The sequence below is a fragment of the Paenibacillus dauci genome (assembly GCF_000971985.1).
Taxonomy (GTDB): domain Bacteria; phylum Bacillota; class Bacilli; order Paenibacillales; family Paenibacillaceae; genus Saccharibacillus; species Saccharibacillus dauci.
In genome coordinates, this window is sequence record NZ_KQ040800.1 from 104289 (window position 1) to 127788 (window position 23500).

The 23500-nt window shown below is 48.7% G+C and carries 21 protein-coding genes; 14 read left to right on the forward strand and 7 right to left on the reverse strand.

Annotated features, from left to right (window positions below; all coding sequences use genetic code 11):
- Positions 1-42 precede the first annotated feature (42 nt).
- Complete coding sequence (locus tag WH46_RS05870) at positions 43-1191, reverse strand: virulence factor (protein ID WP_046226071.1); 1149 nt, start codon at positions 1189-1191, stop codon at positions 43-45.
- Positions 1192-1477: 286 nt separating this feature from the next.
- A complete protein-coding gene (locus tag WH46_RS05875; RefSeq protein WP_046226072.1) occupies positions 1478-2665 on the reverse strand; it encodes a slipin family protein in 1188 nt (395 codons plus the stop codon).
- A gap of 715 nt (positions 2666-3380) precedes the next feature.
- Between WH46_RS05875 and WH46_RS05880 the strand changes: the two genes are divergently transcribed.
- Positions 3381-4472 carry a helix-turn-helix transcriptional regulator gene (locus WH46_RS05880; RefSeq protein WP_046226073.1) on the forward strand — a complete coding sequence of 364 codons (1092 nt, stop codon included), beginning with the start codon at positions 3381-3383 and terminating at the stop codon, positions 4470-4472.
- A 144-nt stretch (positions 4473-4616) separates the two neighbouring features.
- Here the strand turns inward: WH46_RS05880 and isdG are convergent, their stop codons facing one another.
- From isdG to WH46_RS05895, 3 genes are read right to left on the reverse strand one after another with little or no spacing between them, the layout of a single operon-like run.
- Positions 4617-4952 (reverse strand): heme oxygenase, encoded by a 336-nt coding sequence (gene isdG / locus WH46_RS05885; RefSeq protein WP_017814294.1) that lies wholly within the window; start codon positions 4950-4952, stop codon positions 4617-4619.
- A gap of 1 nt (position 4953) precedes the next feature.
- Positions 4954-5748: an ABC transporter ATP-binding protein gene (locus WH46_RS05890; protein ID WP_046226074.1), complete on the reverse strand. Its 795-nt coding sequence runs from the start codon at positions 5746-5748 to the stop codon at positions 4954-4956.
- Positions 5745-6764: a FecCD family ABC transporter permease gene (locus WH46_RS05895; RefSeq protein ID WP_231584303.1), complete on the reverse strand. Its 1020-nt coding sequence runs from the start codon at positions 6762-6764 to the stop codon at positions 5745-5747. Before WH46_RS05895 ends, WH46_RS05890 begins: the two co-directional genes overlap by 4 nt.
- Between WH46_RS05895 and WH46_RS24220 the strand changes: the two genes are divergently transcribed.
- Complete coding sequence (locus tag WH46_RS24220; RefSeq protein ID WP_197088251.1) at positions 6704-7015, forward strand: hypothetical protein; 312 nt, start codon at positions 6704-6706, stop codon at positions 7013-7015. The genes WH46_RS05895 and WH46_RS24220 overlap by 61 nt on opposite strands.
- On the opposite strand, the gene WH46_RS05900 is transcribed toward WH46_RS24220, so the two are convergent.
- Positions 7006-7983: an ABC transporter substrate-binding protein gene (locus WH46_RS05900; protein WP_046226075.1), complete on the reverse strand. Its 978-nt coding sequence runs from the start codon at positions 7981-7983 to the stop codon at positions 7006-7008. The genes WH46_RS24220 and WH46_RS05900 overlap by 10 nt on opposite strands.
- A gap of 446 nt (positions 7984-8429) precedes the next feature.
- Between WH46_RS05900 and isdC the strand changes: the two genes are divergently transcribed.
- The 11 genes from isdC to WH46_RS05955 all read left to right on the forward strand — a co-directional run bounded on the left by isdC (position 8430) and on the right by WH46_RS05955 (position 22314).
- Complete coding sequence (gene isdC / locus WH46_RS05905; protein ID WP_046226076.1) at positions 8430-8903, forward strand: heme uptake protein IsdC; 474 nt, start codon at positions 8430-8432, stop codon at positions 8901-8903.
- 45 nt (positions 8904-8948) lie between these two features.
- Complete coding sequence (locus WH46_RS05910) at positions 8949-9428, forward strand: NEAT domain-containing protein (protein WP_046226077.1); 480 nt, start codon at positions 8949-8951, stop codon at positions 9426-9428.
- A gap of 116 nt (positions 9429-9544) precedes the next feature.
- Complete coding sequence (locus WH46_RS05915) at positions 9545-10033, forward strand: NEAT domain-containing protein (protein ID WP_046226078.1); 489 nt, start codon at positions 9545-9547, stop codon at positions 10031-10033.
- 96 nt (positions 10034-10129) lie between these two features.
- A complete protein-coding gene (locus WH46_RS05920; RefSeq protein ID WP_046226079.1) occupies positions 10130-14128 on the forward strand; it encodes an NEAT domain-containing protein in 3999 nt (1332 codons plus the stop codon).
- A 234-nt stretch (positions 14129-14362) separates the two neighbouring features.
- A complete protein-coding gene (gene isdE / locus WH46_RS05925) occupies positions 14363-15268 on the forward strand; it encodes a heme ABC transporter substrate-binding protein IsdE (RefSeq protein WP_046226105.1) in 906 nt (301 codons plus the stop codon).
- 118 nt (positions 15269-15386) lie between these two features.
- Entirely contained in the window at positions 15387-16358 is a 972-nt protein-coding gene (locus WH46_RS05930; protein ID WP_046226106.1) for a FecCD family ABC transporter permease, read from the forward strand.
- Entirely contained in the window at positions 16348-17142 is a 795-nt protein-coding gene (locus WH46_RS05935; protein ID WP_046226080.1) for an ABC transporter ATP-binding protein, read from the forward strand. The genes WH46_RS05930 and WH46_RS05935 overlap by 11 nt, the downstream gene beginning before the upstream one ends.
- A gap of 258 nt (positions 17143-17400) precedes the next feature.
- Complete coding sequence (locus tag WH46_RS05940) at positions 17401-18501, forward strand: MBL fold metallo-hydrolase (protein WP_046226081.1); 1101 nt, start codon at positions 17401-17403, stop codon at positions 18499-18501.
- 225 nt (positions 18502-18726) lie between these two features.
- Positions 18727-20352: an ABC-F family ATP-binding cassette domain-containing protein gene (locus WH46_RS05945; RefSeq protein ID WP_017814306.1), complete on the forward strand. Its 1626-nt coding sequence runs from the start codon at positions 18727-18729 to the stop codon at positions 20350-20352.
- Positions 20353-20714: 362 nt separating this feature from the next.
- The gene (locus WH46_RS05950) at positions 20715-21587 is read left to right on the forward strand and encodes a cation diffusion facilitator family transporter (protein WP_046226082.1); all 873 of its coding nucleotides are present in this window, start codon (positions 20715-20717) and stop codon (positions 21585-21587) included.
- 118 nt (positions 21588-21705) lie between these two features.
- On the forward strand, positions 21706-22314 hold the full coding sequence (locus WH46_RS05955) for a hypothetical protein (protein WP_046226083.1): 609 nt from the start codon (positions 21706-21708) through the stop codon (positions 22312-22314).
- Between the two features lie 171 nt (positions 22315-22485).
- Here WH46_RS05955 and WH46_RS23770 read toward each other — a convergent pair whose 3' ends face one another.
- The gene (locus WH46_RS23770) at positions 22486-22650 is read right to left on the reverse strand and encodes a DUF1328 domain-containing protein (protein ID WP_017814309.1); all 165 of its coding nucleotides are present in this window, start codon (positions 22648-22650) and stop codon (positions 22486-22488) included.
- Positions 22651-22911: 261 nt separating this feature from the next.
- On the opposite strand from WH46_RS23770, the gene WH46_RS05965 reads away from it, so the two are divergent.
- A complete protein-coding gene (locus WH46_RS05965; RefSeq protein WP_017814310.1) occupies positions 22912-23451 on the forward strand; it encodes a DUF948 domain-containing protein in 540 nt (179 codons plus the stop codon).
- Positions 23452-23500 lie beyond the last annotated feature (49 nt).

The following is a 23500-nucleotide window of genomic DNA, read 5'->3' on the forward strand; positions in this document are numbered from 1 at the left end:
ACATTTGGCAATGATTTTGTACAGCAAGACGAAGAAAGTGAATTAGCTGGATGCATTTTGCTGACGGCTTTTGGCCATTTGCTGCCAGATCGTGCCGGCGGCTTCTTCACCGGATTCGATGCGTTCCAGTGCCATTTTGGCCTGCAAGCTGACTTCGAATTCCGGATCTTCGACAGCTGTCTCCAGCGCCTCTCGTGCTTCTTCGGTACCGACTTCGTACAGGAAGCGGGCAGCCCGCCAGCGTACCAGTTTGCTGCTGTCCTGCAGGGTTTTCAGCATGGCTGGTGTTGCTGCCGGATCACCGATATCGGACAGGGTGTCGCCGGCTGTACGACGAACCGCAGCCGATTTGTCTTCCAGTGCGCGGTACAGCAGTTCCATCGCTGCTGGTGTTTTCAGATCGCCGAGATACACAACAGCAAGACGGCGGATTTGCATTTTCTCATCCGACAACGCTTTTTCGATCAGCGGCAGGCTGTCTTCGGTCGGTTCCAGTACGTCAAAGCCGGCATAACGTACACGCCAGTCTTCACTGTTCATGGATTCGGTAATCTCCTCCAGCGTCATACCGCGGCGCTGCTCGACGAATTCTTCATTGCTGGCGCCGTGGGAGATAGCCTGATCGATAATTTTGCGCAGACGTTCCTGCGGGAAAGCGGCTTCCAGTTCCTGCTCCACTTCGCGGGCAATATCTGGTAGTTCCCCATAACGTACACCATAATCAGTCAGCTTGCGCTCCTTGATCAGCGTCGCACTGGCGACTTCGGTTACAGCCTGCACGAACCGTTCGGAGAGAGAGATGCGCTCTTCTTTGGTACCTGCTTTGACCCGGATCTGCATCGGGATACCGCGGAAAAACTGTACGAATACATTCGCTTCTCCAAAATGGTCCCCAGACAGATCTTCCGGTACTTCCAGCTTGTTCTCGATGCCCTGTTGGCCGAGCTTGTCCTGCACTTCGTTCAGAATAGCTGACCAATCGGCACTGGCACGGCGATCCAGAGCGACAAAGTCCGCGGTATGGAATACGCTTTTGACCCCGTTAATATGAAGCATCTCCCGGATAAAGGAAGGAGCCGAACGCTCGTTATCCAGTGTGTAGGTTTTACGGATCCCTTGCGGCAGTTCTTCGTCCAGACGCAGCATCATCGTGTTCGGACTGGGAGTAGGTTCAATCGAAATAATTTTCATAAATAGGTAGACCTCCATATATCAAATTGTGATTATGCAAAATGCAGATACCTATCCTGCAGAGCATTGCAGCCTGCTGCAGCCGGATATTATCGCATGATGAGTAAGAATCATCCTGTAAGACGGTCAGCATAAGCAGACAGATCTCTTCTATACTATTGTAACCCAAAGAGGAAAAGGTTGGCACATGAGAAAACGATGAAGATTGATCCGGTCAAATGAAAAAGACGATTCTGCTTGATCGATGAACAGGAAGAATCGTCTTTTTGGTAGATCACCTATAGAATTAACCGGCATCGCGTACAGTAGCTGTTTCTTTCATGCCCATCAGCGCATTCATCTGTTCCAGCAGATTGCCGCCGCCAGTCAGGGAAATGGTGCCAATTTTCTCGCAGATTTTCTCCAGGAATTCCAGTTCCTTGAGCCGGTAGAGCGTAGCATTCTCATCCATTAGCTTGGCGGTATTGAGCAGGCTGCGGGTAGAAGCCGTCTCTTCGCGGCGGGTAATCATATTGGCCTGCGCTTTTTTCTCGGCGAGCAGTACAGTATTCAGGATGGTACGGATATCGCCGGGCAGAATGACATCCTTGAGACCGGCGGACAGGAACTGCACACCATATTCCTCACTCTGTGTCTGCAGGCGACTCAGGACAAAGTCACCGATCTCCTGCTTCATGCGCAGCAGATCATCCAGCTTGAGCGTACCGACATATTCGCGCAGTAGCAGTTGCAATTGGATATAGACCTGCTCGTCAAAATTCTTGATCTCTGCTGCTTTGAGCGGATCGGTTACTTTGTACTGGCAGACAAAGTTCAGCCGCAGCGTGACTTTGTCTTCGGTCAGAATCTCCTGTCCGGTCATATCCAGCTGCTGACGGCGCAGATCGATCTTTTTGACAGTGACATTAACCGGTCCACGCCAGTAGAAGGTACGGCCCGGTGGCAGCAGCTGCTGCAGCTGATTGTCAAAGTACAACAGACCGGTCTCATGGCTGGCAATATCGATGACATACAGATGGGAATGCAGTTTCGCCAGAATACTGCGGCTGATCTCCGGTCCCACGACAGGCTGACGGATATCCGCATGGATAAACTGGTGCTCCTGCAGTACATTCCAGTATACATACGTACCGGCTGTCAGCAGCGTGTTATATTTGCCATTGACCAGATGGATCACATATTCATGGTCGCTGACTTCAACGACAGTCAGTTCACGCATCAATTCGGCATCGTGCTGATAGAGCCGGATATGAACAGCTTCGTCCTCGGTATGAGTAGAATTCCACTCGGTTGGTGTGAACTGAAGCGGCTCACTAAGCTTACAGCGCCGGATTGTAGTCTGACCGGACAGATTGAGGAATCGATAGCTTCCGGGCTGAAGAGTTTTGATGTAACTGCCTTGCTCGAACAGCAGTCCGCGCTCGTCGGCAGTAATATGTATTTTATGCAAAGGTTGTGGTTGGATGATAGTCATGGGTGTTTCCTCCTGATTTTATCTTTGTGCGGAAAGTTCTCTCGCATCACATACGGAGCCTGAGCTTGAGACAGCATCTGCTGAACCGAAGCGCCAAGTAGGGAGAATGGCATGAATCCGGCTGTGTGACTCGCCTGATTCTGCTGATCTGCCTTTCGTGACGATCTGTCCGAACACGATAACTGCCGAATCCGCCGGCTGCAAAGTAGGCTGCTGCGTGGTACCGATGCTAGCGGCACCCAGAGAACTTCCTGCTGCAAAGATTTGATTTTAATAAAGCTCCATTAACAGTGGAGTGCGCTACCTGCGCTCACGTGAAAGGTGAGTGGGATTCGAACCCGATCTACTATTTCATAGGGCGTACAGACGAATGCACGTTACGACATACCGTCATACATTGTATGCGGCACCGCCGGATCATGGAGATCCGCAGCCTGAAGGGTAAGTCATTCGTAGTGGACGCTTTATTATCATCGCTGATCAGGGGCTTCATGAACAGGGCGCAAGTATGGCGACAGGAACAAGAAGTGCATTTCGGAAGAAGCATTCATAGTATAGAAGCGCTCCATCAACCGATATTCTTGCCTATCTTTGTTCAGGCTATATGGCAAAGCAGCGGCAGATCATTCAGAAGCACAATTCAAATCAAATGTAGAGCGGCACATTCTTTATAATAAAGAAGAACAAGAAGAACATGGGCAAAGGAGGCAGCAGCATGAGTGAGCAGGTTCAGCACATGATCGATTGGTTGGAAGATCATCTGCTGGAAGAGCTTTCGCTGGCGGAGCTGGGACAGAGTGTAGGATATTCGCCGTACTATTGTTCCTTTCTGTTCCGGCATCATACAGGAATCAGCATGAAGAAATATATTCAGCTGCGTCGGGTTTTTCTGTCCAGCATCCGGCTGGCAGAGACGCAGAAGCGGATTATCGATATTGCAGTAGAACATGGATATTCCTCGCAGGAGGCATTTTCCAGATCATTCAAGGATGTACTCGGGGTCACACCCCATGCGTTTCGGCAGCATCCCCAGCCGATACAATCCTATATAAAATTAACGATTGATTCATACGGGAGGGAATTAATGATGGATATTTCCGGTAAACAAGGTATTGAACAGCTGCAGCGTCAAGTCGAGGAATTGTACGAGCACGAGATTCTGAATGTGCTGAACGGGCAGATGATGTTTGAGAAGTTCCGGGAGAACCAGTGGATGGGTCAGAGCGATTATGTTCCTTTTAATGAAGCGATGTGTGTACACGAGACGACGGAAGAGATTTTCGGTGATTCGTTCTGCAGGGTAAGGGCGGAGGGACATGGCAGCTCACTGGAGCAGTATGAGCAGATTGTGATCCAGCCGCTGCAGCCTCTGATGGAAAAGGAATATCGCTGCATTGTGCTCTGGTTTGGCGACGATATGTTCTGTCAGATCAATCTGCTGACCCTGCTTGCCTATCTGGAGCAAAAAGATTACCAGGGAACGGTGTACGTTAATGTGGTTCAGGAGCAGACTTATGACGTGCAGCAGACAGCTATCCAGCTGGGTTCATTTGCCGATATCTACTGTCAGGTGCTACTGAATCAGCAGATGCCACAGGAACAAATGCTGCCTGTCATGTATCAGGGAATCCGGTTGTATCTGAATCTGCAGCTGCCTGACAATGAAGTGACAGCATTTATACGCAGTCATCCGTCAGATTCCGCCGAGCAACTGCTACCACAGCTATTTTCCCTGTTCAGCCATTATGGCATGGGCGATACCCAGTATCTGGAGCTGATAGCATCCGTGCGTCAGCCCTCATTGTAATAGCTTGGTGCGACTCTACCAGATAGAGCAGAATAATCATCCAGACATCATATAGGAAGAAAATAAAAGCGAAGGCACTCTACCACTGAGGTAAAGTCCTTCGCTTTTTGGTACTTCTATGCATGCGGCTATCCAATCCGTTTCTTACACCGCTGCCTGATCTTCTGGCGCAGTCTTTGGATTGCGTACAATTTTCACTTCATAAAAAGTGATCTTGTTATCCAGGATATAATCCGGAATATTGCGGTGGGCATGAGATTCACGGAAAGCATCGCTGCGTGTCCAGCCCTGGAAATGATCCTTGGATTCCCAGCGTGTGCTGATCGTCACTTCGTCATACTCTTTGTTGCTGTCGTTGAACAGTACTTCCAGACCGAGAAAGCCTTCCATGAATTCCACTTTGCCGACTTTGTCAAAACGCTCGACGAGCAGATGAGCACTGCCTTTGGTAAGCTGGGATGTATTGGTTACGATAATCATATTATCTTCCTCCTGAGTGGTGAGGGATCTCCGGCAGAATAACCGGGTACTTCCCTTCAAATTGGATAGTGGCATTCATTCCATAAATATTGCGGATAAAGTCATCGTTCAACAGTTCCATTGGATGACCGGAGGCAGCGAGCCGACCTTGTCGCAGGGCAATCATATAATCACAGTAAGCGGCAGCCTGCTGCAGATCATGCAGTACCATCACAATCGTCAGCCCGGTCTCCCGGTTGATCCGGTGCAGCATATCCATCACTTCAAACTGATGGGCAATATCGAGAAACGTTGTCGGTTCATCGAGCAGTACAATATCGGTCTGCTGAGCGAGAGCCATGGCAATCCTTGCCCGCTGCTGCTCGCCGCCGGACAACGTATGGAACATGCGATCGGCATACATGGAGATACCGGTCCACTGCATGACCTGGTCCAGAATTGCCTGATCTTCGGCACTCTGCAGCGGCTGGAATCGTTTCTTGTAGGGAGCTCGTCCATAGGCGACCAGTTCCCGCACAGTCAGCTGTGGGAGCGATTCCTTTAACTGCGGCAACATGGTGATGGTATGAGACCATTCACGCAGGCTGTACTTCGCAGCAGGTCTGCCATGTACACTCACCTGTCCCTGATCGGGTTGCAGCAGGCGAACCAGAATACGCAGCAGCGTGGATTTGCCGGAACCGTTCGGTCCGACGATCGCGGTCAGCTGTCCGGCAGGTATGGAGATATGTACATCTTCCAGCCGGAAGTGTCCGCGGTTCAGCTGGATGCCGCTGGCTTCAATCGCATTCGTCATGACAGCACCGGCCCTTTTCGTTTTAATAAGTAAAGGAAGAATGGAGCACCGAGTACAGCCAGCAGAATACCGACCGGCAGTTCAATCGGATCGAACCAGGAGCGGGCAACCGTATCGGCAAACACGACCAGTACCCCGCCGCCCAGCATCGAGAAGGGAATCAGAAAACGGTAATCTTCCCCGATCAGTAGCCGGATCATATGCGGTACGACCAGTCCGACAAAGCCGACCAGTCCGGCAACACTGACCGCCGTACCTGCCAGCAGTGCCGCCAGCATAATAATCATGAATCGCTGCAGCTCGACACGCTGACCGAGCAGCCGCGCCGAATCATCTCCCAGCAGCAGCAGATTGGCAGGCTGGATGGCGAACAGGCAGAGCAGCAGACCGATAATCGCATACGGCGCCATAAACTCCAGATGATGCCAGCTACGACCATTGAGCCCACCGGACAGCCAGGGCAGTACTGCCTGCACGCGATCGCTGAAAATAACCATGATCCCGTTCGTAAACGCACCAAGCAGTGCATTAACTGCTACTCCTGCCAGCACAATTTTGACCGGTGAAGCACCGCGTTCCCAGGCCATGACATAGATGACGATAGCGGTAATAAAGGCTCCCGCAAAAGCAGTGATCGGCAGCAGATAGCTGAACTGGGGAAGGATGACCATCGTAATCATCGCTGTCAGTCCGCCGCCTGCCGAGACCCCGATAATCCCCGGATCAGCCAGCGGATTTTTCATAACCCCCTGCAGCAGTGCACCGGATGCAGCAAGACAGGCGCCGACCAACAGCCCAACCAATACCCGTGGTACACGCAGATCCATAACAATCGTACGATATACCGATTCCTGACCATACAGCCAGACTGCCATCAGTTCCTGCAAAGGAATAGACACCGCCCCATGCACAATCCCATAGATAGAGACCAAAACCAACAGCACCGGCAGCAGTATTGCGATTAGCCATCTGCGACGTGATCGTTGTCGCAGATCTGGACGTGATCGTTGTCGCAGATCTGGACGTGATCGTTGTCGCAGATCTGGACGTGATCGTTGTCGCAGATCTGGACGTGATCGTTGTCGCAGATCTGGACGTGATCGTTGTCGCAGATCTGGACGTGATCGTTGTCGCAGATCTGGACGTGATCGTTGTCGCAGATCCCGACGTGATGGGCGCAGATCCGTACATGACGTTTGCGGATCTACACTCAACCGTTGTCGCGAATCGCGGTGAGAACGTTTCTGCAAATCAGGATTACTCATGAGCCTTATCCGGATACAGCAGACCGTGCATCAGATCAAGCGCTTCGGTAACTCTTGTGCCCGGATTAGTACCGAACAGATCTGAAGGCAGAACGTCTACCTGACCATTCTTAACGGCGCTGACGCTACTCCATGCCTGATTCTCCTGCATTTCTTTCAGAAATCCTGCCTTGACTTCCTCTCCGCTACCATGGGTCATGATGAGCACATAATCCGGATCCGCTTCGACAATACGCTCGGTGTTAAGCTGGGCATACTGCGGATAATTTTGCAGTCCCGGCAGATCGGCAGCGATATTGATGCCACCGGCCAGTTCCAGAATGTTGCCGCTGAGCGAATTGGGCAGAGCAGCCATGTATGTACCGGGAGCTCCGTAGACGAGCAGTACCCTTGGTGGATGGGCAGCAGCTTTGGCAGAGGTCGACAGCTTCTGGATATGCTGTTTCAGTTCATCGTTCAGCTGACTGGCCTGGTCTTCACGCTGAAGCATCTGTCCAAACAGGGTGATCTGCTGCTGGATATCCGCTACCGAGTTCGCCGAGCTAAGTACCATCTGAGCTCCGATACTTTCGATCGTCGGAATATCCTTTTCATTGAGCGGTGCGTTACCGAGTACGATATCCGGCTGCAGGAAAGCGATCTTTTCCAGATCAATCTCATGGGTGGAGCCGATAGTCTGTACCTTTTCGGCATCGGGTACAGGTGCCTTGCCTGTAGAAGTAGGGCGTCCCACGACCGTTCCGCCCAGTGCATAGATAATATCGACATCCCCGTTGCTGAGAGCTACGATTCGCTGGGGAATATGCTGCAGCGGTATAGTGCGATTGGCAAAGTCTGTAAGAGATACTGTACTGGCAGCTGCTGCAGACGTTGCAGTGGCAGCCGTTCCGGTGGAAGAAGCAGCCGGTTGACTGCATCCGGCCAGTGTGCAGACGAGCAGGATGGATATGCCCAAATGTGAAGCCTTCATACGAATTGATGTCCTCCTGCTTTTTGTATACAAGCTATTTAAGCTAATTGATAATCATTTTCAATTATCAAGCTTGATTTAAATGATAATTAATATCATTTGTAACGTCAATAATAAAATAAATTTAAAATTTAATTTGCAGCTTTGTAGCTCTCCAGGCAAGACAACAGAATTTGTGCATATAGAGGAAATGAAACTTTACCAGAGGATGAAAAATCCTTTAAAAATAAGGTATTACGCCAAAATTGACGTATTGACAAAGATCAAAAAACTGGTCTAACATGAGCATTGTGTAATGCACACATCTTCCCTGATTATGCATGGGGAGGGGAAATCAAGCATTTCACATGTCCTGTGGACATTTATTTTTTAGATTTAATTGAGAATGATAATCAATTAAATCTCGCTCAATTCAATTTCATATGAAAGGAGGAGTTTTGTCCGATATGCAACGGAAATATGCATTACCGGTACTGTGGATGCTGATGATAGCGATGGTTATTGTTGTAGCTGTTCCATCGTCTGCTATTGCAGCGTCATCGAGCCGACCGGCGAAAGGTACATACACCATTGATTACGACATACTCCGCGCGGAAGACAATTCCGTATCCATGGCGAACGATTATTTTGAGAAGCCGGCCAAACTGTATGTGACTGGCAGCAAAATGACCATGCAGATCACTGTTAACCATAGCGCCTGGACAACGAAGTTCAAGGTGAAATACAAAGGCAAGATCGTGGATACCAAAGTGATCAAGACCAATACAGCCAAAGATACGCGTGTTGTCCAATTCCCGGTCGCCGATCTGAACAATGCGATGATCTCGCAGATCCATGTCACCGTACCGTCTTACAGCTACGATCATGACTATACGATTCGCTTCAAATTCGACCGCAGCAGTCTGAAGAAATCCAAATAATGCAATGATCCATATCCCATCATACGTATCGAGGAGAGTGTTACTATGAATATTGCAATGAACCGTTCGACAAAATGGAGCTTCAAAAATACCCTGCTGGCTGTTGTACTCACAGCTCTGCTGGCAATGATCATACTGCCTGTCAGTGCAGCTCACGCAGCACTGGCAAATGGCACGTATTCCGTAGATTACAAAGTACTCGCCGATGGATCGACCAGTACTTCCCGCCTGGACAGCTATGTAGTAAAGCCGGCCACTGTTACTGTAGCAGATGGCGTAACCAAAGCTCGTCTTACTATTACCAGCAGCAATCTGATCACTGCATTCAAAGTAGAACAAAATGGTCAACTGGTAGATGCTACTGTAGTTAGCACCAATACGGCTAACAACACCCGTGTTGTGGAATTTCCGGTATCCGATCTGGATGCTACACTGAACGCTTATGCCGAGATCAAAATTCCGGTTATCAACTACACTGGTAAATACAATGTAGATCTGAAATTTGATTCTGCCAGCGCCGAGTAATTAAGAATTTATTTACAAAAAGAAAATGCAGCTTCATTACACTACGCTTTGTAAGGTGAAATTGGGGAAAGAGTGGACGGTTATTCAAAATTGACCAAGAAGGAGAATGAATCCAAGTGAATATAACAATGAACCGTACGGAAAAAGGAACATGGCTCAAAGCTCTGATGATCGCAATGATCGTGGCATTGATTGGTGCTCTGATGGCACCGGGAGCTTCCAAAGCAGACGCAGCGGTAGCGGATGGTACGTATCTGATCGATTATACCGTCTATGCCAATGGCACGAACAATGCGTCTTATATGGATAACTCCGAATACTCCAAAAAACCGGCTACCCTGATCGTATCCGGCGGCAAAGCCACAGTAAAAGTAACACTGAACCATAAAGACTGGATCAAATCCTTTAAAACACAACAAAATGGCACTTATGTAACTGCTGCATCGACAACAAGCGGTGACACGGTAACCTATACGTTCCCGGTCAGCAATCTGTCGAACAAAGTAAACGCCCAGATTCGTGTAGTCGTTCCTGCTGATGTAGCAGGTCAACCATATGACCATACGTACACTGTGCAGTATCTGTTTGATCAAGCCAGCATCTAAACTAAAAAAACACAAATAGGTAGATAGATGACTACTGCTTATCTGGGGCCACCCGGCTCCGGATAAGTCTATTTTGTTAACAGGGGGAGCATGACTTTGAAAAGGCGCTTTGCACCATATTTAATTAAATGTATTGTTTTTGTGATGTTGTTCTCCATGGTTTCACCGGCACTGCCTTCCGCCTTCGCAGAGGATGTCGGCAGCAGTGAAGCCGGCAGCGTAAGTACAGATACCTATGGCGCTACTTCATCTGAAGCAGTGAGCGAGAATACGTATGCACCTATCGGAACACCGATTCATGTTCCTTCACAGGACCCGATGAGCCTGTTTAATTATTCGACCGCTACGACGGCTACATACAGTACGTATGCAGACGGGCAGTACACGATCGGTTACAAAGTGGTTCGTACTACGGATACGAGCAGAGAAGTAACTGCTTTTCGCGAAAGTTATGGCAATGCCGATCGTCCCGGTCGTGTTATTGTCAAAAACGGTCAATACACATTCAGCTTCCGCGGCATCAATGCCGAAAGTTTTACCGAGGTAACCGCTACTCAAAACAATCAGACCAGCACAGCAGTCTATACACAGGAGACGCAGGCTGCAACCAATCATTCGGCAGCCAAGAACTATACGAGAGTCCATTTTGACGTCTATGATCTGAACAGTCCAATCACTCTGAATTACAAGTTCAATGATGTGGCGGGTTCGGGTTATTTGATACTGGATACATCGACTCTGACCAAAGATAACACAGGAGAAACGCCGTCTACTCCGGCGGACCCCGAGCTGGTTGAACCTGCAACAGGTACCCGGCAAACCCTGAACTATAATGTTCTCAAGGATAGTACAAGCGAGACATCCATGATGGACAGTTACATGCAAAAACCTGCTACCCTTGTGACGACAGCGGATAACAAACGCTATATCCAGCTGGGTATCAATAACAGCAGCATGGTGACCGAACTTCAGACCGATGTGAATGGTTCGTATACCAATGCAGGTATTATTGCAAAAGATACAGCCAATGATACACGTACGGTGCAATTCCCTGCCGATGCTTTGACAACGAGCAATTCCAAAATATCCGGCAAGGTACATGTTACAATTCCAGCGCTCCAATATGACAACTGGTATACCGTACAATTCCAATTCGACAACAGCAGTCTGATCGAAGAAACCGTATCAGATATTAACTATACCGTACTCAAAAATGGGACCGAAGAAACCTCCATCATGGATGGTTACATGAACAAGCCAGCCCAGCTGGTAACCAAAGGCGATCAGCATTATATCCGCCTGACCATCAATAGCAGCAGCCTGATTACTTCCCTGCAAACCAGACAAAACGGGACCTACACCGAAGTAGATACCCTTTCGGAAGATCATTCCAAAAATATGCGTGTTATTCAATTCCCGATTGATGATGTATCACAAAAAGTAGATGCCTATACCCATGTAGTTATCCCCGGTATCGGGTATGACAACTGGTACTATGTGCAGTTCAAGTTTGGCAATAGCGTACAGACACCGATCTATCAAAATGGTGACTACAATCTGAACTACACGGTTCTGCATGCGACCAAAGAGCAGCCTTCTTCCATGGCCAATTACTTTACTGCACCAGCCACATTTACAGCCAAAGATGGCAAGTACTATGTGTCCTTCACAGTAAAAAGCAGCAGTATCGTAACCAGTCTGAAGACCGAAGCCCAGGGTACATTGGTCGAATCGACTACCGTTAGCCAGGATGCAGCCAACAATACGCGCCAGATTCGATTCGAGGTAGCCAATCTGGACGATATCCTGAAGGCGCAGGTACATGTCAAAGCAACACCGACATACGAAGCGGATTATGCGATCCGTCTGAAATTTGATGCTTCCAGCCTCAGTCCTGTAACAACGGCGCCAAGTACAGGCACGATTGCAGACGGACAATATGATGTGAATTTTACCGTGTACAAAAATGGTACGAATGAAACTTCTGTTATGGATGGTTATACCGCCAAGCCGGCACAATTGATTGCCGATGCCGGCAAGTATACAATTCGCCTGACGCTCAAAAACAGCTCCTGGATTCCTTCTTTCCAAACCAAGGTGGAAGGCAAGCTTCAAGAAGCACCAACAGTGTCGACAGGTAATGATACCCGCGTCGTTGAGTTTGCTATCGACAATCCGACGCAAAAAGCGGAAGCCTATACCCATGTGGTAATACCTGCCCTGAATTATAACAACTGGTATACCGTCCAACTGCAATTGGATACTTTGGATCTGCTTCCGGATACGACGACTCCAGAGGTTCCAACGCCGGAGAATCCTGTGCCGGAAGTTCCGACACCTGAGCAGCCTACCACACCAGACGGTATGGCAGATGGAAAATACAGTGCTTCCCTGACTGCCTACAAATACGGAACCAAAGAAACATCCGTTATGGACGGCTATCTGGGCAAACCGGCAACTGTCATCAAAAAAGGCGGTAAATATGTTGTACAGGTACTGCTCAAAAACAGCAGCTGGATTAAAACGTTCAAAGTAGGCGGACAGGAAGCAGAAGTCATTGCGACTTCCGGTGATACTCGTACCGTGCAGTTCCCGGTAACGGATCTGCCGCGTAAAGTAAAAGTGAACACCCATGTTATCGTTCCGGACCTGGTAATCGGTGGTATGGATTACGATCATACGTATGATGTGGATCTGCAAGTAGGCTCGCTCACTTCGTATGAGGCGCCAATATTATCTACGACAACAACTGCTGTTCCACTGGACTTTGCCAAGCTGACAGCTGGCACGTACAAGCTGCCATTCAGCATCGTGATGCCGGGTATCGCTTCTGGTACATCCACTCCGCTGGAGCGCTTTATGCCAAGCGATCAACCCGTTCAGCTGACTGTGGAAAATGACAGCCGCTATGTCACCCTGACACTGAACAACGGCAATGAGATCAAAACGCTGCGTGTGGGCAGTAGTGATGGCTACAAAGATGCCGAAGTCATGAGCAGCGATGAAGCCAAAAATACCAAAACCGTCAAATTCAGCGTGTCCGATTACACCAAAAATGTACCGGCCCAGCTCGTAACGACCGGTGGTGTCAGCATCGCCAGCACATCAGCAGACAGTAGCAGTGATACCGTATACGATTTTGAGTTCAAATTTGATACAAGCGCTGTGACTGCAGACAGCAAGGCAACAGATGCAAGCAGCGACAAAGGCAACAACAATATTGCCGACGGTGATTACACAGCCACTTACCGTATTTTGAGAAATGGTACCGATACGGATTCTGTCCTGACCCCTTATCTGGATCGAACTGCCCAATTAACTGCCAAAAACGGTAAAGTATATGCCACTATTCAGGTTACGGATAGTGAATCGGTACCGATGTTTATGACCGATTATGCAGGCAAATATACGGCGCCACAGATCGTAGCCCAATCGCAGGATGGCAAATCCCGGACGATAACATTTGAAGTGCCGAATCTGGACAGCAAACTCAGTATTTTCGCTCAGGCTCTGAATACCGGGAAAATGGGTGGTCAGCTGCTCTTCGACCACTCCACGCTCAGATCGACAACAGACAGCACACAAGCAGTACCGGCAGTAGAAACAGTCCCTTCCAGCCCGTCCGGTGCTGACGAAGCTACTCCGGCTGGAGTAGCAGCTGTAGACAGCAATGCTTCTGCCAATACAGGCAATGACGAGCCATCTGCCAGCGAAGCTGCTGCACAGAAATACAGCATTGCTGTCAAAGTATACAAAGACAAGAGTAATGAGCTGTCCGTCATGAACGATTACATTAAGCCAACAGCAACATTAATAGAAGAAAAGGGTCAGACCTATGCCGAACTGACGCTGAATAATGGCAGCTGGATGCCTGTTCTTCAGGTCGAGCAGGATGGTGTACTGAAGGACGTAGAGAAAATATCTTCAACCGATAAAGTAACCACTGTTCGTTTCAAGGTCGATAATCTGTCCGGCAAAATCAATGCCTATACCCATGTTGTTGTACCCGGTCTGATCATTGGCGGTGTACCATATGACCACTGGTATAATGTACAGCTGAAGTTCGATGAAGCGACCAAAAAAGCCAAATCATAATATCCTTATACTGCAATACCGACTGAATCGGTATCAGATTCGTCGTACATTGCAGGGAAGAATCATTGATCAACAGCATATGGGAGCAGGAATAATAGACCTGCCTACTTGCAAGTCTTGGTGCATCATAGTGCCAGGACTTGCAGGCATTTTGGCAAATATTTAAATGATGGAGGGAAAAAGGTGCATTTACACAAACAGCAGCGTCCTCGTACAACAGTGCGTCATGGGCGAATGTCATGGAAGTCATCCTGTCCTATGCTTCTGCTTATCGTATTGATCCTGTGCTTGACCGGCTGTTCTTCGCCAGGGGGCTCGGCAGCTACATCTGCGGCACCGCAGGCGGAGGCAGCTGCCAAAGACTCGGCGCGCATCGTTGCGACTACAGTCGCTATTACAGAGATTGCGAATGCACTGGATCTGGATCTTGCCGGCAAGCCAACCAGCAGCAAGACATTGCCGGAGCGGTATGCCAGCGTACCGGATGTCGGTAACCCGATGAGCCCGGATATGGAAAAGGTACTGTCTTTGCAGCCAACAGACATTTTATCCGTCACTACGCTCAAGTATGACCTGGAACCCAAGTTCAAGGATATGAGCGTTAATGCCGAATTTCTGAATCTGGAAAGTCTCGGTAATATGGAACAGGAAATCCGCAAGCTGGGAGAACGCTTCGACCGTACCAAGCAGGCCGATCAGGTCATTAACCAGCTGCAGAGCAAAGTAAAACAGATCCAGCAGCAGGTCAAAGGCAAATCTTCTCCCAAAGTACTGATTCTGCTCGGGGTGCCCGGTAGTTATCTGGTAGCTACCGAGAATTCGTATATTGGGGATCTGGTTCGAATCGCCGGAGGTACCAATGTGGTGCAGGGAGAGAGTGTAGAGTATCTGGCATCCAATACCGAGTATTTGCAACAGTCCAATCCGGATATTATTCTGCGAGCGGCTCACGGTATGCCCGAAGAAGTCGTGAAGATGTTTGATGAAGAATTTAAAACAAATGATATTTGGAAGCATTTTAACGCGGTTCAAAAAGGACATGTATACGATCTGCCGGAGCCTCTGTTTGGCACAACAGCCAGTCTGAATGCCGATGCTGCAATGGATGAACTGGTGAAAATGCTCTATCCGGAATCCTGATCATCGTAGAAAGGAGCAAATCATGATATCCAATACTCCCAAACCGGCATGGTCTGCCGCTGCGAATACAGCTGTACCACAGACAGTGCCGGATTATCCGCGTCAGTATCGCAGACGAATGTGGAGCTTTGTCGCTGTGAGTCTGCTGCTGATTGGTGTCGTGCTGTTCTCGGCTATGACCGGCAGCCTCAAAGTAGGCGCAGTGCAGCTCATTCAGGGTCTCTGGTCAGGCACCGATGCACAGGTAAATGTAGTACGTGATCTGCGCTTGCCACGCATTATTGTGGCACTGATGGCCGGAGCAGCACTCGCAGTAGCCGGCGTGCTGCTCCAGGCGGTGATGAAGAATCCGCTGGCAGATTCGGGCGTAATCGGCATCTCTTCGGGAGCTGCACTGATTTCACTGATTGCGGTTACCGTATTTCCGGCGCTGTATTTCTGGATGCCTGCATTTTCTTTTCTTGGCGGGGCACTCGCCTGGGCGATGGTATACGGATTCTCCTGGAAATCCGGGCTCAATCCGGTACGTCTGATCCTGATCGGCGTGGCGGTCAATGCTATTTTCTCGGGGCTCGGACAGTCATTTAATTACCGGGGGAGTTATGCGGTCACCAGTATCAATCAGGTCACCACTTCTACCTTGTCGATGAAAAAGTGGGTCGATGTCGAGGTGATACTCTGGTATGGCGGGATTGGACTATTACTGGCACTGCTCGTCGGCACGTGGTGCAATTACTTGTCTCTGCAGGAGAAAACCGCCCGTAATCTGGGTCTTCATGTGACCAGAGCAAGGCTAATTATCTCGGTTATCGCAGTTATACTCGCGTCCAGTGCGACAGCGATTGCCGGTGTGATCGTATTTATCGGTCTCCTGATTCCGCATATTGCGCGTCAGCTGGTCGGTTCGGATCATCGCTGGCTGATTCCATTTTGTGCATTGTCCGGAGGACTGCTGCTGCTGGTAGCCGATACACTGGGCCGTACGCTGCTCGCTCCGCAGGAGATTCCTGCTTCTATTATTATGGCTATTATCGGGGGGCCCTTCCTGATTTTCCTGATCCGAAGGAGTGACCGTATCCATGGACATTAGAGAGATTACTTTTTCCTATGATCGCAAGATTGATCGTCTGCATCAGGTGAGCGCGGAGATTCAGCCCGGCAGGATTACGACGATTATCGGTCCCAATGGCTGCGGCAAGTCAACCCTGCTGAACGTAATGTCCAATAATGCTGTTCCGCGGCAGGGACAGATTATTCTGGATGGCAAAGAGATCCGGCAGTATCGTCCTCGCGAGCTTGCACGCAAACTGGCTGTTGTGCATCAGCAGAATGAAGCACCTGCAGATCTCACGGTAGAACAGCTGGTGCGCTTTGGTCGACTGCCGTACAAGACCATGCTGTCCAGCCGCCGGGAAGAGGATGATCAGGCGGTAGAATGGGCGCTGCAGTGCACCAATCTGGAGGAGCGGCGCTATCGTACACTCGATCAGTTATCCGGCGGAGAACAGCAGCGGGTATGGATTGCGATGGCTTTGGCACAGCGTACACCTGTACTGTTTCTCGACGAGCCAACCACGTATCTGGATATGTACTACCAGCTGGAAATTATGGAGTTGATCGAGCGGCTGAACCGGGAGCATGAATTGACGATTGTCATGGTGCTGCATGATATCAATCAGGCGATCCGGTACAGTGATCACCTGATCGCCATGAAAGAAGGCAGGATTGTGATGAGTGGAGAGCCGGAGCAGATTGTCACTGCCGAGCTGATCCGCTCTGTGTATGATGTGCATGTAGCCGTTCGGCAGGATGAAGAGGCAGGATTGTATGTGATTCCTGTCAGCGTACGTCAGCAGACACTCATAGAAGCTTAACAGCCAATTTACCGTCTCGACTCTATCCGACTAAAAAGCCCTGTAACCCGATCGCCGGGATTACCGGGCTTTTTTTGCATTGGGATATTATAGGGATCGGTTGATACGTAGATATGTAAACCGGGTAATAATCTTTCAAATACCAGCAGGTAAAACAGAAGACCGAAATATACACATGATACGTCGGGATTGCCTGCCAATAAGCAGTAGGAACCTGCACACTAATCGTCAAGACTCATCAGGGAGGAATACAATCCTATGCCGAAGATTCGTTACGATAATATAGACAACGTCAGTATCGACAAGACACTCAAACAATTCAAGCAGTGGCGTGAAGACCGACGCCGCAAAGCATCAAGGGACCGTTCTTATGTCGTACCTCATGCAGAACCGGAAATGGACTACCTGCATGCCAATCGGGAAGATGCTTCGATTACCTGGATCGGTCATTCGACCTTTTTCCTGCAATATGAAGGGCTGAATATTGTTACTGATCCGGTATGGGCACAGCGGCTGGCATTTCAGCGCCGGATCGGTCAGCCGGGTATACCGATCGAGGATGTGCCGCCGATTGATATTATTCTGATCTCGCATTCCCATTATGACCATATGCATATCAATTCCATTCGCAAGCTGTATCGCAGCTCCACTACTATTATTGTGCCAGCAGGATTGAAGTCCAAAATGGTTCGCAAAGGCTTTCATCGCTGTCATGAAATGCACTGGTGGGAGACGTTCAAAGTAGGCGATGTAAATATTACCTTTGTACCGACCCAGCACTGGAGCCGCCGTACGCTGCTGGATACGAATACTTCCCACTGGGGCGGATATGTTCTTGAGCCGGTACAACATCCGGTGCTGCCGGACGAGCCGCATAATGTATGGAATACCGAGCAGGACCCGACTGCACCCAAACCGAGTGTTCCTGCGGTATCGGGGGATAGCCATGCTGATGGGTATATCCATGAGCCGCTGCCGCCTACCATTTATTTTGCCGGAGACAGTGGATACTTTCCGGGATTCAGCGAGATCGGCCGACGTCACAAGATCCATGTAGCACTGATGCCGATCGGCGCGTATGAACCGGAGTGGTTCCTGAGCTCCCAGCATACGACGCCCGAAGAAGCGCTGCGTGCCTTTTGCGATGTAGGTGCCGAGACGATGATTCCGATGCACTACGGAACGTTCAAGCTCGCCGATGATACGGCCAAGGAAGCGCTGGATCGGCTGGAGGCTGAACGAGAGCGGCTGAAGATCGAACCGGAGCGTATCCGTGTACTTGGTTATGGCGAGACGCTGATCGTCCATGGTAATGCCGATGAAGAAGCAGATAGCGAAGACAAGGAAAACGTAATCTAATCTCCTATCAGACAGCCGGTCAGCAAGGTAGCCGGCTGTCTTTGTTGATGCCCATGATTACAAATTTTAAATAAGAAAAGATAGCAGGAATGGTTCGATTACCCAAAGTTGTGTGGTATACTATTGCCAACAGTAATTTCATGAAAATGAATACTGCCTTTTTTCATGAAATAAGATAGGTTTCATTACACAATACTTTATTAATGATAAGGATGGGTTGTATACATGATAAGTACTTCAGGTGTCACGCTGCGTTACGGTAAGCGCGCCCTTTTTGAAGATGTAAATATTAAATTCACGCCAGGTAACTGTTACGGTCTGATCGGTGCGAACGGTGCCGGTAAATCCACATTCCTCAAAATTCTGTCCGGTGAAGTAGAACAGAATGAAGGGGAAGTGCATATCACTCCGGGCGAGCGTATGGCGATCCTCAAACAGAACCAATCCGAATACGATGAGTTCCAGGTGCTGGAGACCGTAATTATGGGTCACAAACGCCTGTACGATATTATGAAAGAAAAAGATGCTCTCTATGCCAAAGAAAACTTCAGTGACGAAGACGGCATGCGTGCCGGCGAACTGGAAGCCGAATTTGCAGAGATGAACGGCTGGGAAGCGGAAGCAGAAGCTGCCGAGATGCTGAACGGTCTGGGTATCGATAACGAAATGCAGTACAAAATGATGAAGGAACTGAACGGTAACGAGAAAGTACGCGTCCTGCTCGCTCAGGCCCTGTTCGGTCACCCGAACATCCTGCTGCTGGATGAGCCTACCAACCATTTGGACATCGAATCCATTCACTGGCTGGAGAACTTCCTGGCTTCCTACGATGGCACTGTTATCGTAGTCAGTCACGACCGTCACTTCCTGAACACGGTATGTACGCATATCGCCGATATCGACTTTGGCAAAATCCAGATGTATGTCGGTAACTATGATTTCTGGTACGAGTCCAGCCAGCTGGCACTTCAGCTGAGCCGCGAACAGAACAAGAAAAAAGAAGACAAGGTCAAAGAACTGCAGGCCTTCATTCAGCGTTTTAGCGCCAACAAATCCAAGTCCAAGCAGGCAACTTCCCGTAAGAAAATGCTGGACAAAATCACACTGGATGACATTCGTCCATCCAACCGTAAATATCCGTTTATCAATTTCAAAGGTGAGCGTGAAGCAGGCAAACAGCTGCTGTTGATCGATGGCCTGAGCAAAACGATCGACGGCGAAAAAGTCATCAACAATCTGACGCTGACTGTTAACAAAGGCGATAAAATCGCTCTGGTCGGTCCAAACGGCAACGTCAAAACAGCATTGTTCCAAATCCTGATGGGTGAAGTGGAACCCGATGAAGGTACGTACCAATGGGGTGTAACTACTTCCCAGGCATACTTCCCTAACGATAACTCCGCTTACTTTGATGGTGTGGACGAGACGCTGGTAGACTGGTTGCGTCGTTATTCCAAAGATCCGGATGAATCTTTCCTGCGTGGTTTCCTTGGCCGTATGCTGTTCTCCGGTGACGAAGCGCTCAAAAAAGCAAGTGTATTGTCCGGGGGAGAAAAAGTTCGTTGTATGCTGTCCCGCATGATGCTTATGGGCGGTAACGTTCTGCTGCTGGACGAGCCTACCAACCACTTGGATCTCGAATCCATCACAGCACTGAATAATGGTCTGACTGATTTTGATGGTACGATTATCTTCACTTCCCATGACCATCAGTTCGTACAGACAATCGCTAACCGCATCATCGAGATTACGCCAAACGGCATTATCGATCGTATGATGAGTTACGATGAGTACCTGGAGAGCAAAGAAATCCAGGAAATGCGTGACAAAATGTACCCGGTACAAGTATAATTCCGGTGACTTGAATAAAAAGGCGGTTCCTTTCGGGGAATCGCCTTTTTTTGTTGCCCTAACGTTCTGCTGCTGGAAGAGCTTACGCGAACGTCTTATTTCTCCTCCGGTATCGTCTTGTGTTGCCTGAGGGGAATTATATTTACCAGAGTGAAAAGTGTTGCTAGATCTTCACAACATTTCACCTGGCTTACTTGCTTTGCCCGGCGCTACAAGGTTTGCTCCAACCTACAAGGTTTACCTTTCCCTACAACGTTTCTCTAGACCCACAACAAAGCCGTTTGTTACGATGAACAGATGAAATGGGAAGCGGGCTATGAAGAGAAAGAAAAGCACGGTCTGCATGAGGAGGAACCAACAACATGGTGGATGTATATCAGAATATCAAGGAAGGCGAGCGCGGAGCATGGCTTAGTATTGTCACCTATCTGATTCTGTCCGCATTCAAGCTCATTCTTGGTTATCTGTTTCTGTCGAGTGCGCTGCGTGCAGACGGGATGAATAATCTGACGGATATTGTAGCATCTGTTGCTGTATTGATCGGACTGCGTATTTCGCGGAAACCACCGGATTCGGATCATGCGTACGGACATTTTCGGGCAGAGACCGTTGCGGCGCTGATTGCGTCTTTTATTATGGCGATGGTAGGGTTCCAGGTACTGGTAGATGGTGTGGGGCTGTTATTTGCCGGGCAAGAACAGGCACCCGAGCCGTGGCTGGCAGGAGTCGCTATCATTTGTGCAGTCATTATGTATGGAGTCTACCGCTATAATCGGAAGCTGGCCCAGCGTACCAATAGTCAGGCATTAATGGCAGCGGCCAAAGATAATCTCTCTGATGCAATGGTCAGTGTAGGAGCCGCAGTCGGAATTATCGGCTCCCAGCTGGGGATGCCATGGCTGGATATTGTCGCTGCTCTGGTCGTAGGCGTGCTGATCTGCAAAACCGCCTGGGATATACTCAGCGATTCGATGCACCGGCTGACAGACGGATTCGATGAGCAGGAACTGCCCGGTCTGCGCGAGACCATTGCTTCTATTGAAGGCGTAGAGAATATCAAGGATATCAAAGCCCGTATCAATGGCAGCCAGACGCTGGTTGATGTCATTATCGAAGTCTCTCCTGAACTCACAATTACCGAGAGCCATCATATTAGTGATAAGGTTGAAGCGAAGATGGCAGAGGTGCATAATATTCATTATGTGCATGTACATGTGGAGCCAAAAGAGATTTGAGCAGGGAATGGTTTGAGGATTCCTTATGCATTATTCTATTTAAAAGGGAAGACTCGTATACCGTATACTTGCTTTTGCTCCCTATCGTACAGGATCGAATGGAAAAGAGGTATATACCGTGAGAGAATCATCGGTTTCCGAGCGGCATTCCAGACGTTTTCGTTGGAAATGGCTGCTGGTTGCTCTGGTTATCCTACTGGTCATCGCGGCAGCCGGAGTCGCATGGCTGGCCTGGATGGTCGCTCCGCAGCGTCATCCCGGTCTTGATTACACAGAGCTCGACACAACCGCCAAGATACAAAACATGATCCAGCAGAAGCGGCTGGAAATTACACTTAGTCCGCAGGAATTTAATCAGCTTGCCCGCAAGGAGCTGCTGGATCATCAGGAAGATTATCCGCTGGGGCTGCATATCAAGGGAGCAGATTTCACCTGGCAGGGGAATGTAGTACAGGCGGATCTGACAGGAGATTATCTGGGTATTCCTTTTGGGGCGCTGTTGGATTTTGATGCCCGGCTACAGGGTAACCAGCTGGTGTTGACCCATCGTCATACTACCGTACAACATGGTGAATGGACAGGAGCGCTGTTGGAGCCTATAGACATTTCGCTGACCAAGTATTTTCCGGCTATTGTAGAAGTAAAACAAATGGAATTTGGCAAAAATGAGGTTTTGGTCCGTTTTCGGCTGGATTTATTCAAGCTGCCCCGATTGCTAATGCGTTAAATAGTAATTGCAAAGTGTAGCAGGTTATTTCCGATAAATCCGTAACTATGGCCAACCATACATAAAGAGCCCTTCTCCCGAAGAGAAAGGCTCTTTTTGCTGATGAGATACTATCTGGATCGCAGCAGAGCTGCATATTCATTCCATTTGGTACAATGAATGACTTTATTGTTAATACGTTCGTCTGCGTCCTGTAAACAGGCTGATCACGAACAGCACCAGGAAAAGGAAGAACAGCACCTTGGCAATAGTAGCAGCCGCTTCAACGATTCCGAAGAATCCGAACACGCCAGCAACAATCGCAATAATCAGAAAAATAACGGACCATTTTAACATAAATATCACCCTTTCGTTTGTAAATTTGAACAAACCGCATTTCCGATTGGATATCGGGTAACGAGGACGGTATGAAATTAGTTACTTATTAATTAGTAAAAGTACCTTAACCGCGCGGTTAGTAGGTTGAAACAGATGTTGGTATATTTCCCCGAACAAGTCTCGCTTCTGTTTCGGTGGTAAAACAGAAGGGTAGTTTATGAATAACATCCTGAAAAAATGTGAAACCAAAACATTCATTGTTGAAAGAGAGGGTAAATTATGAACATTGTTATCAGTATCAGTGTAGCGGTTGTCGCTATCGCATTCGCAGTACTCGTTGTATTCCTCGTTAAGACCCTGTTATCCGCCAAGGATTCGCTGGATAATGTATCCGCAACCTTGAAGGATGTACAAAAGACAATGGAAGAACTGACATACGAAGTAAAACAGACTATCCGTAATGTTAATGAGATTACAGGAGATGTCGAACATAAGCTGCAGCAGGTTGATCCGGTTGTAGAATCCGTTAAAAATCTTGGCGTGGTACTGAGTGAAATCACCGAAACTGTAAAAGATCTGACGCTCAAAACCAAAGAAGTATCCGGTACATTGTTTGATCGTGTGAAATTTGCCAGTGGCAAATCGGAGCATTCTACCAATGCACATTCCATGGTAACAGCTTCTACTCCGGAAGATCGTACGTTGCAATCCTACTCTGCTACATATGACAAAAATGGTCATAACAATGGTGCATGGTTGAACTGGGTAGATACAGCAGTGAACGTATGGCAGAAATTCCGCAAGATCCCGACTAAATAACCATATTTGATTAAATATTCCGAATTCAATGTTCTGATAATCTCCAAAC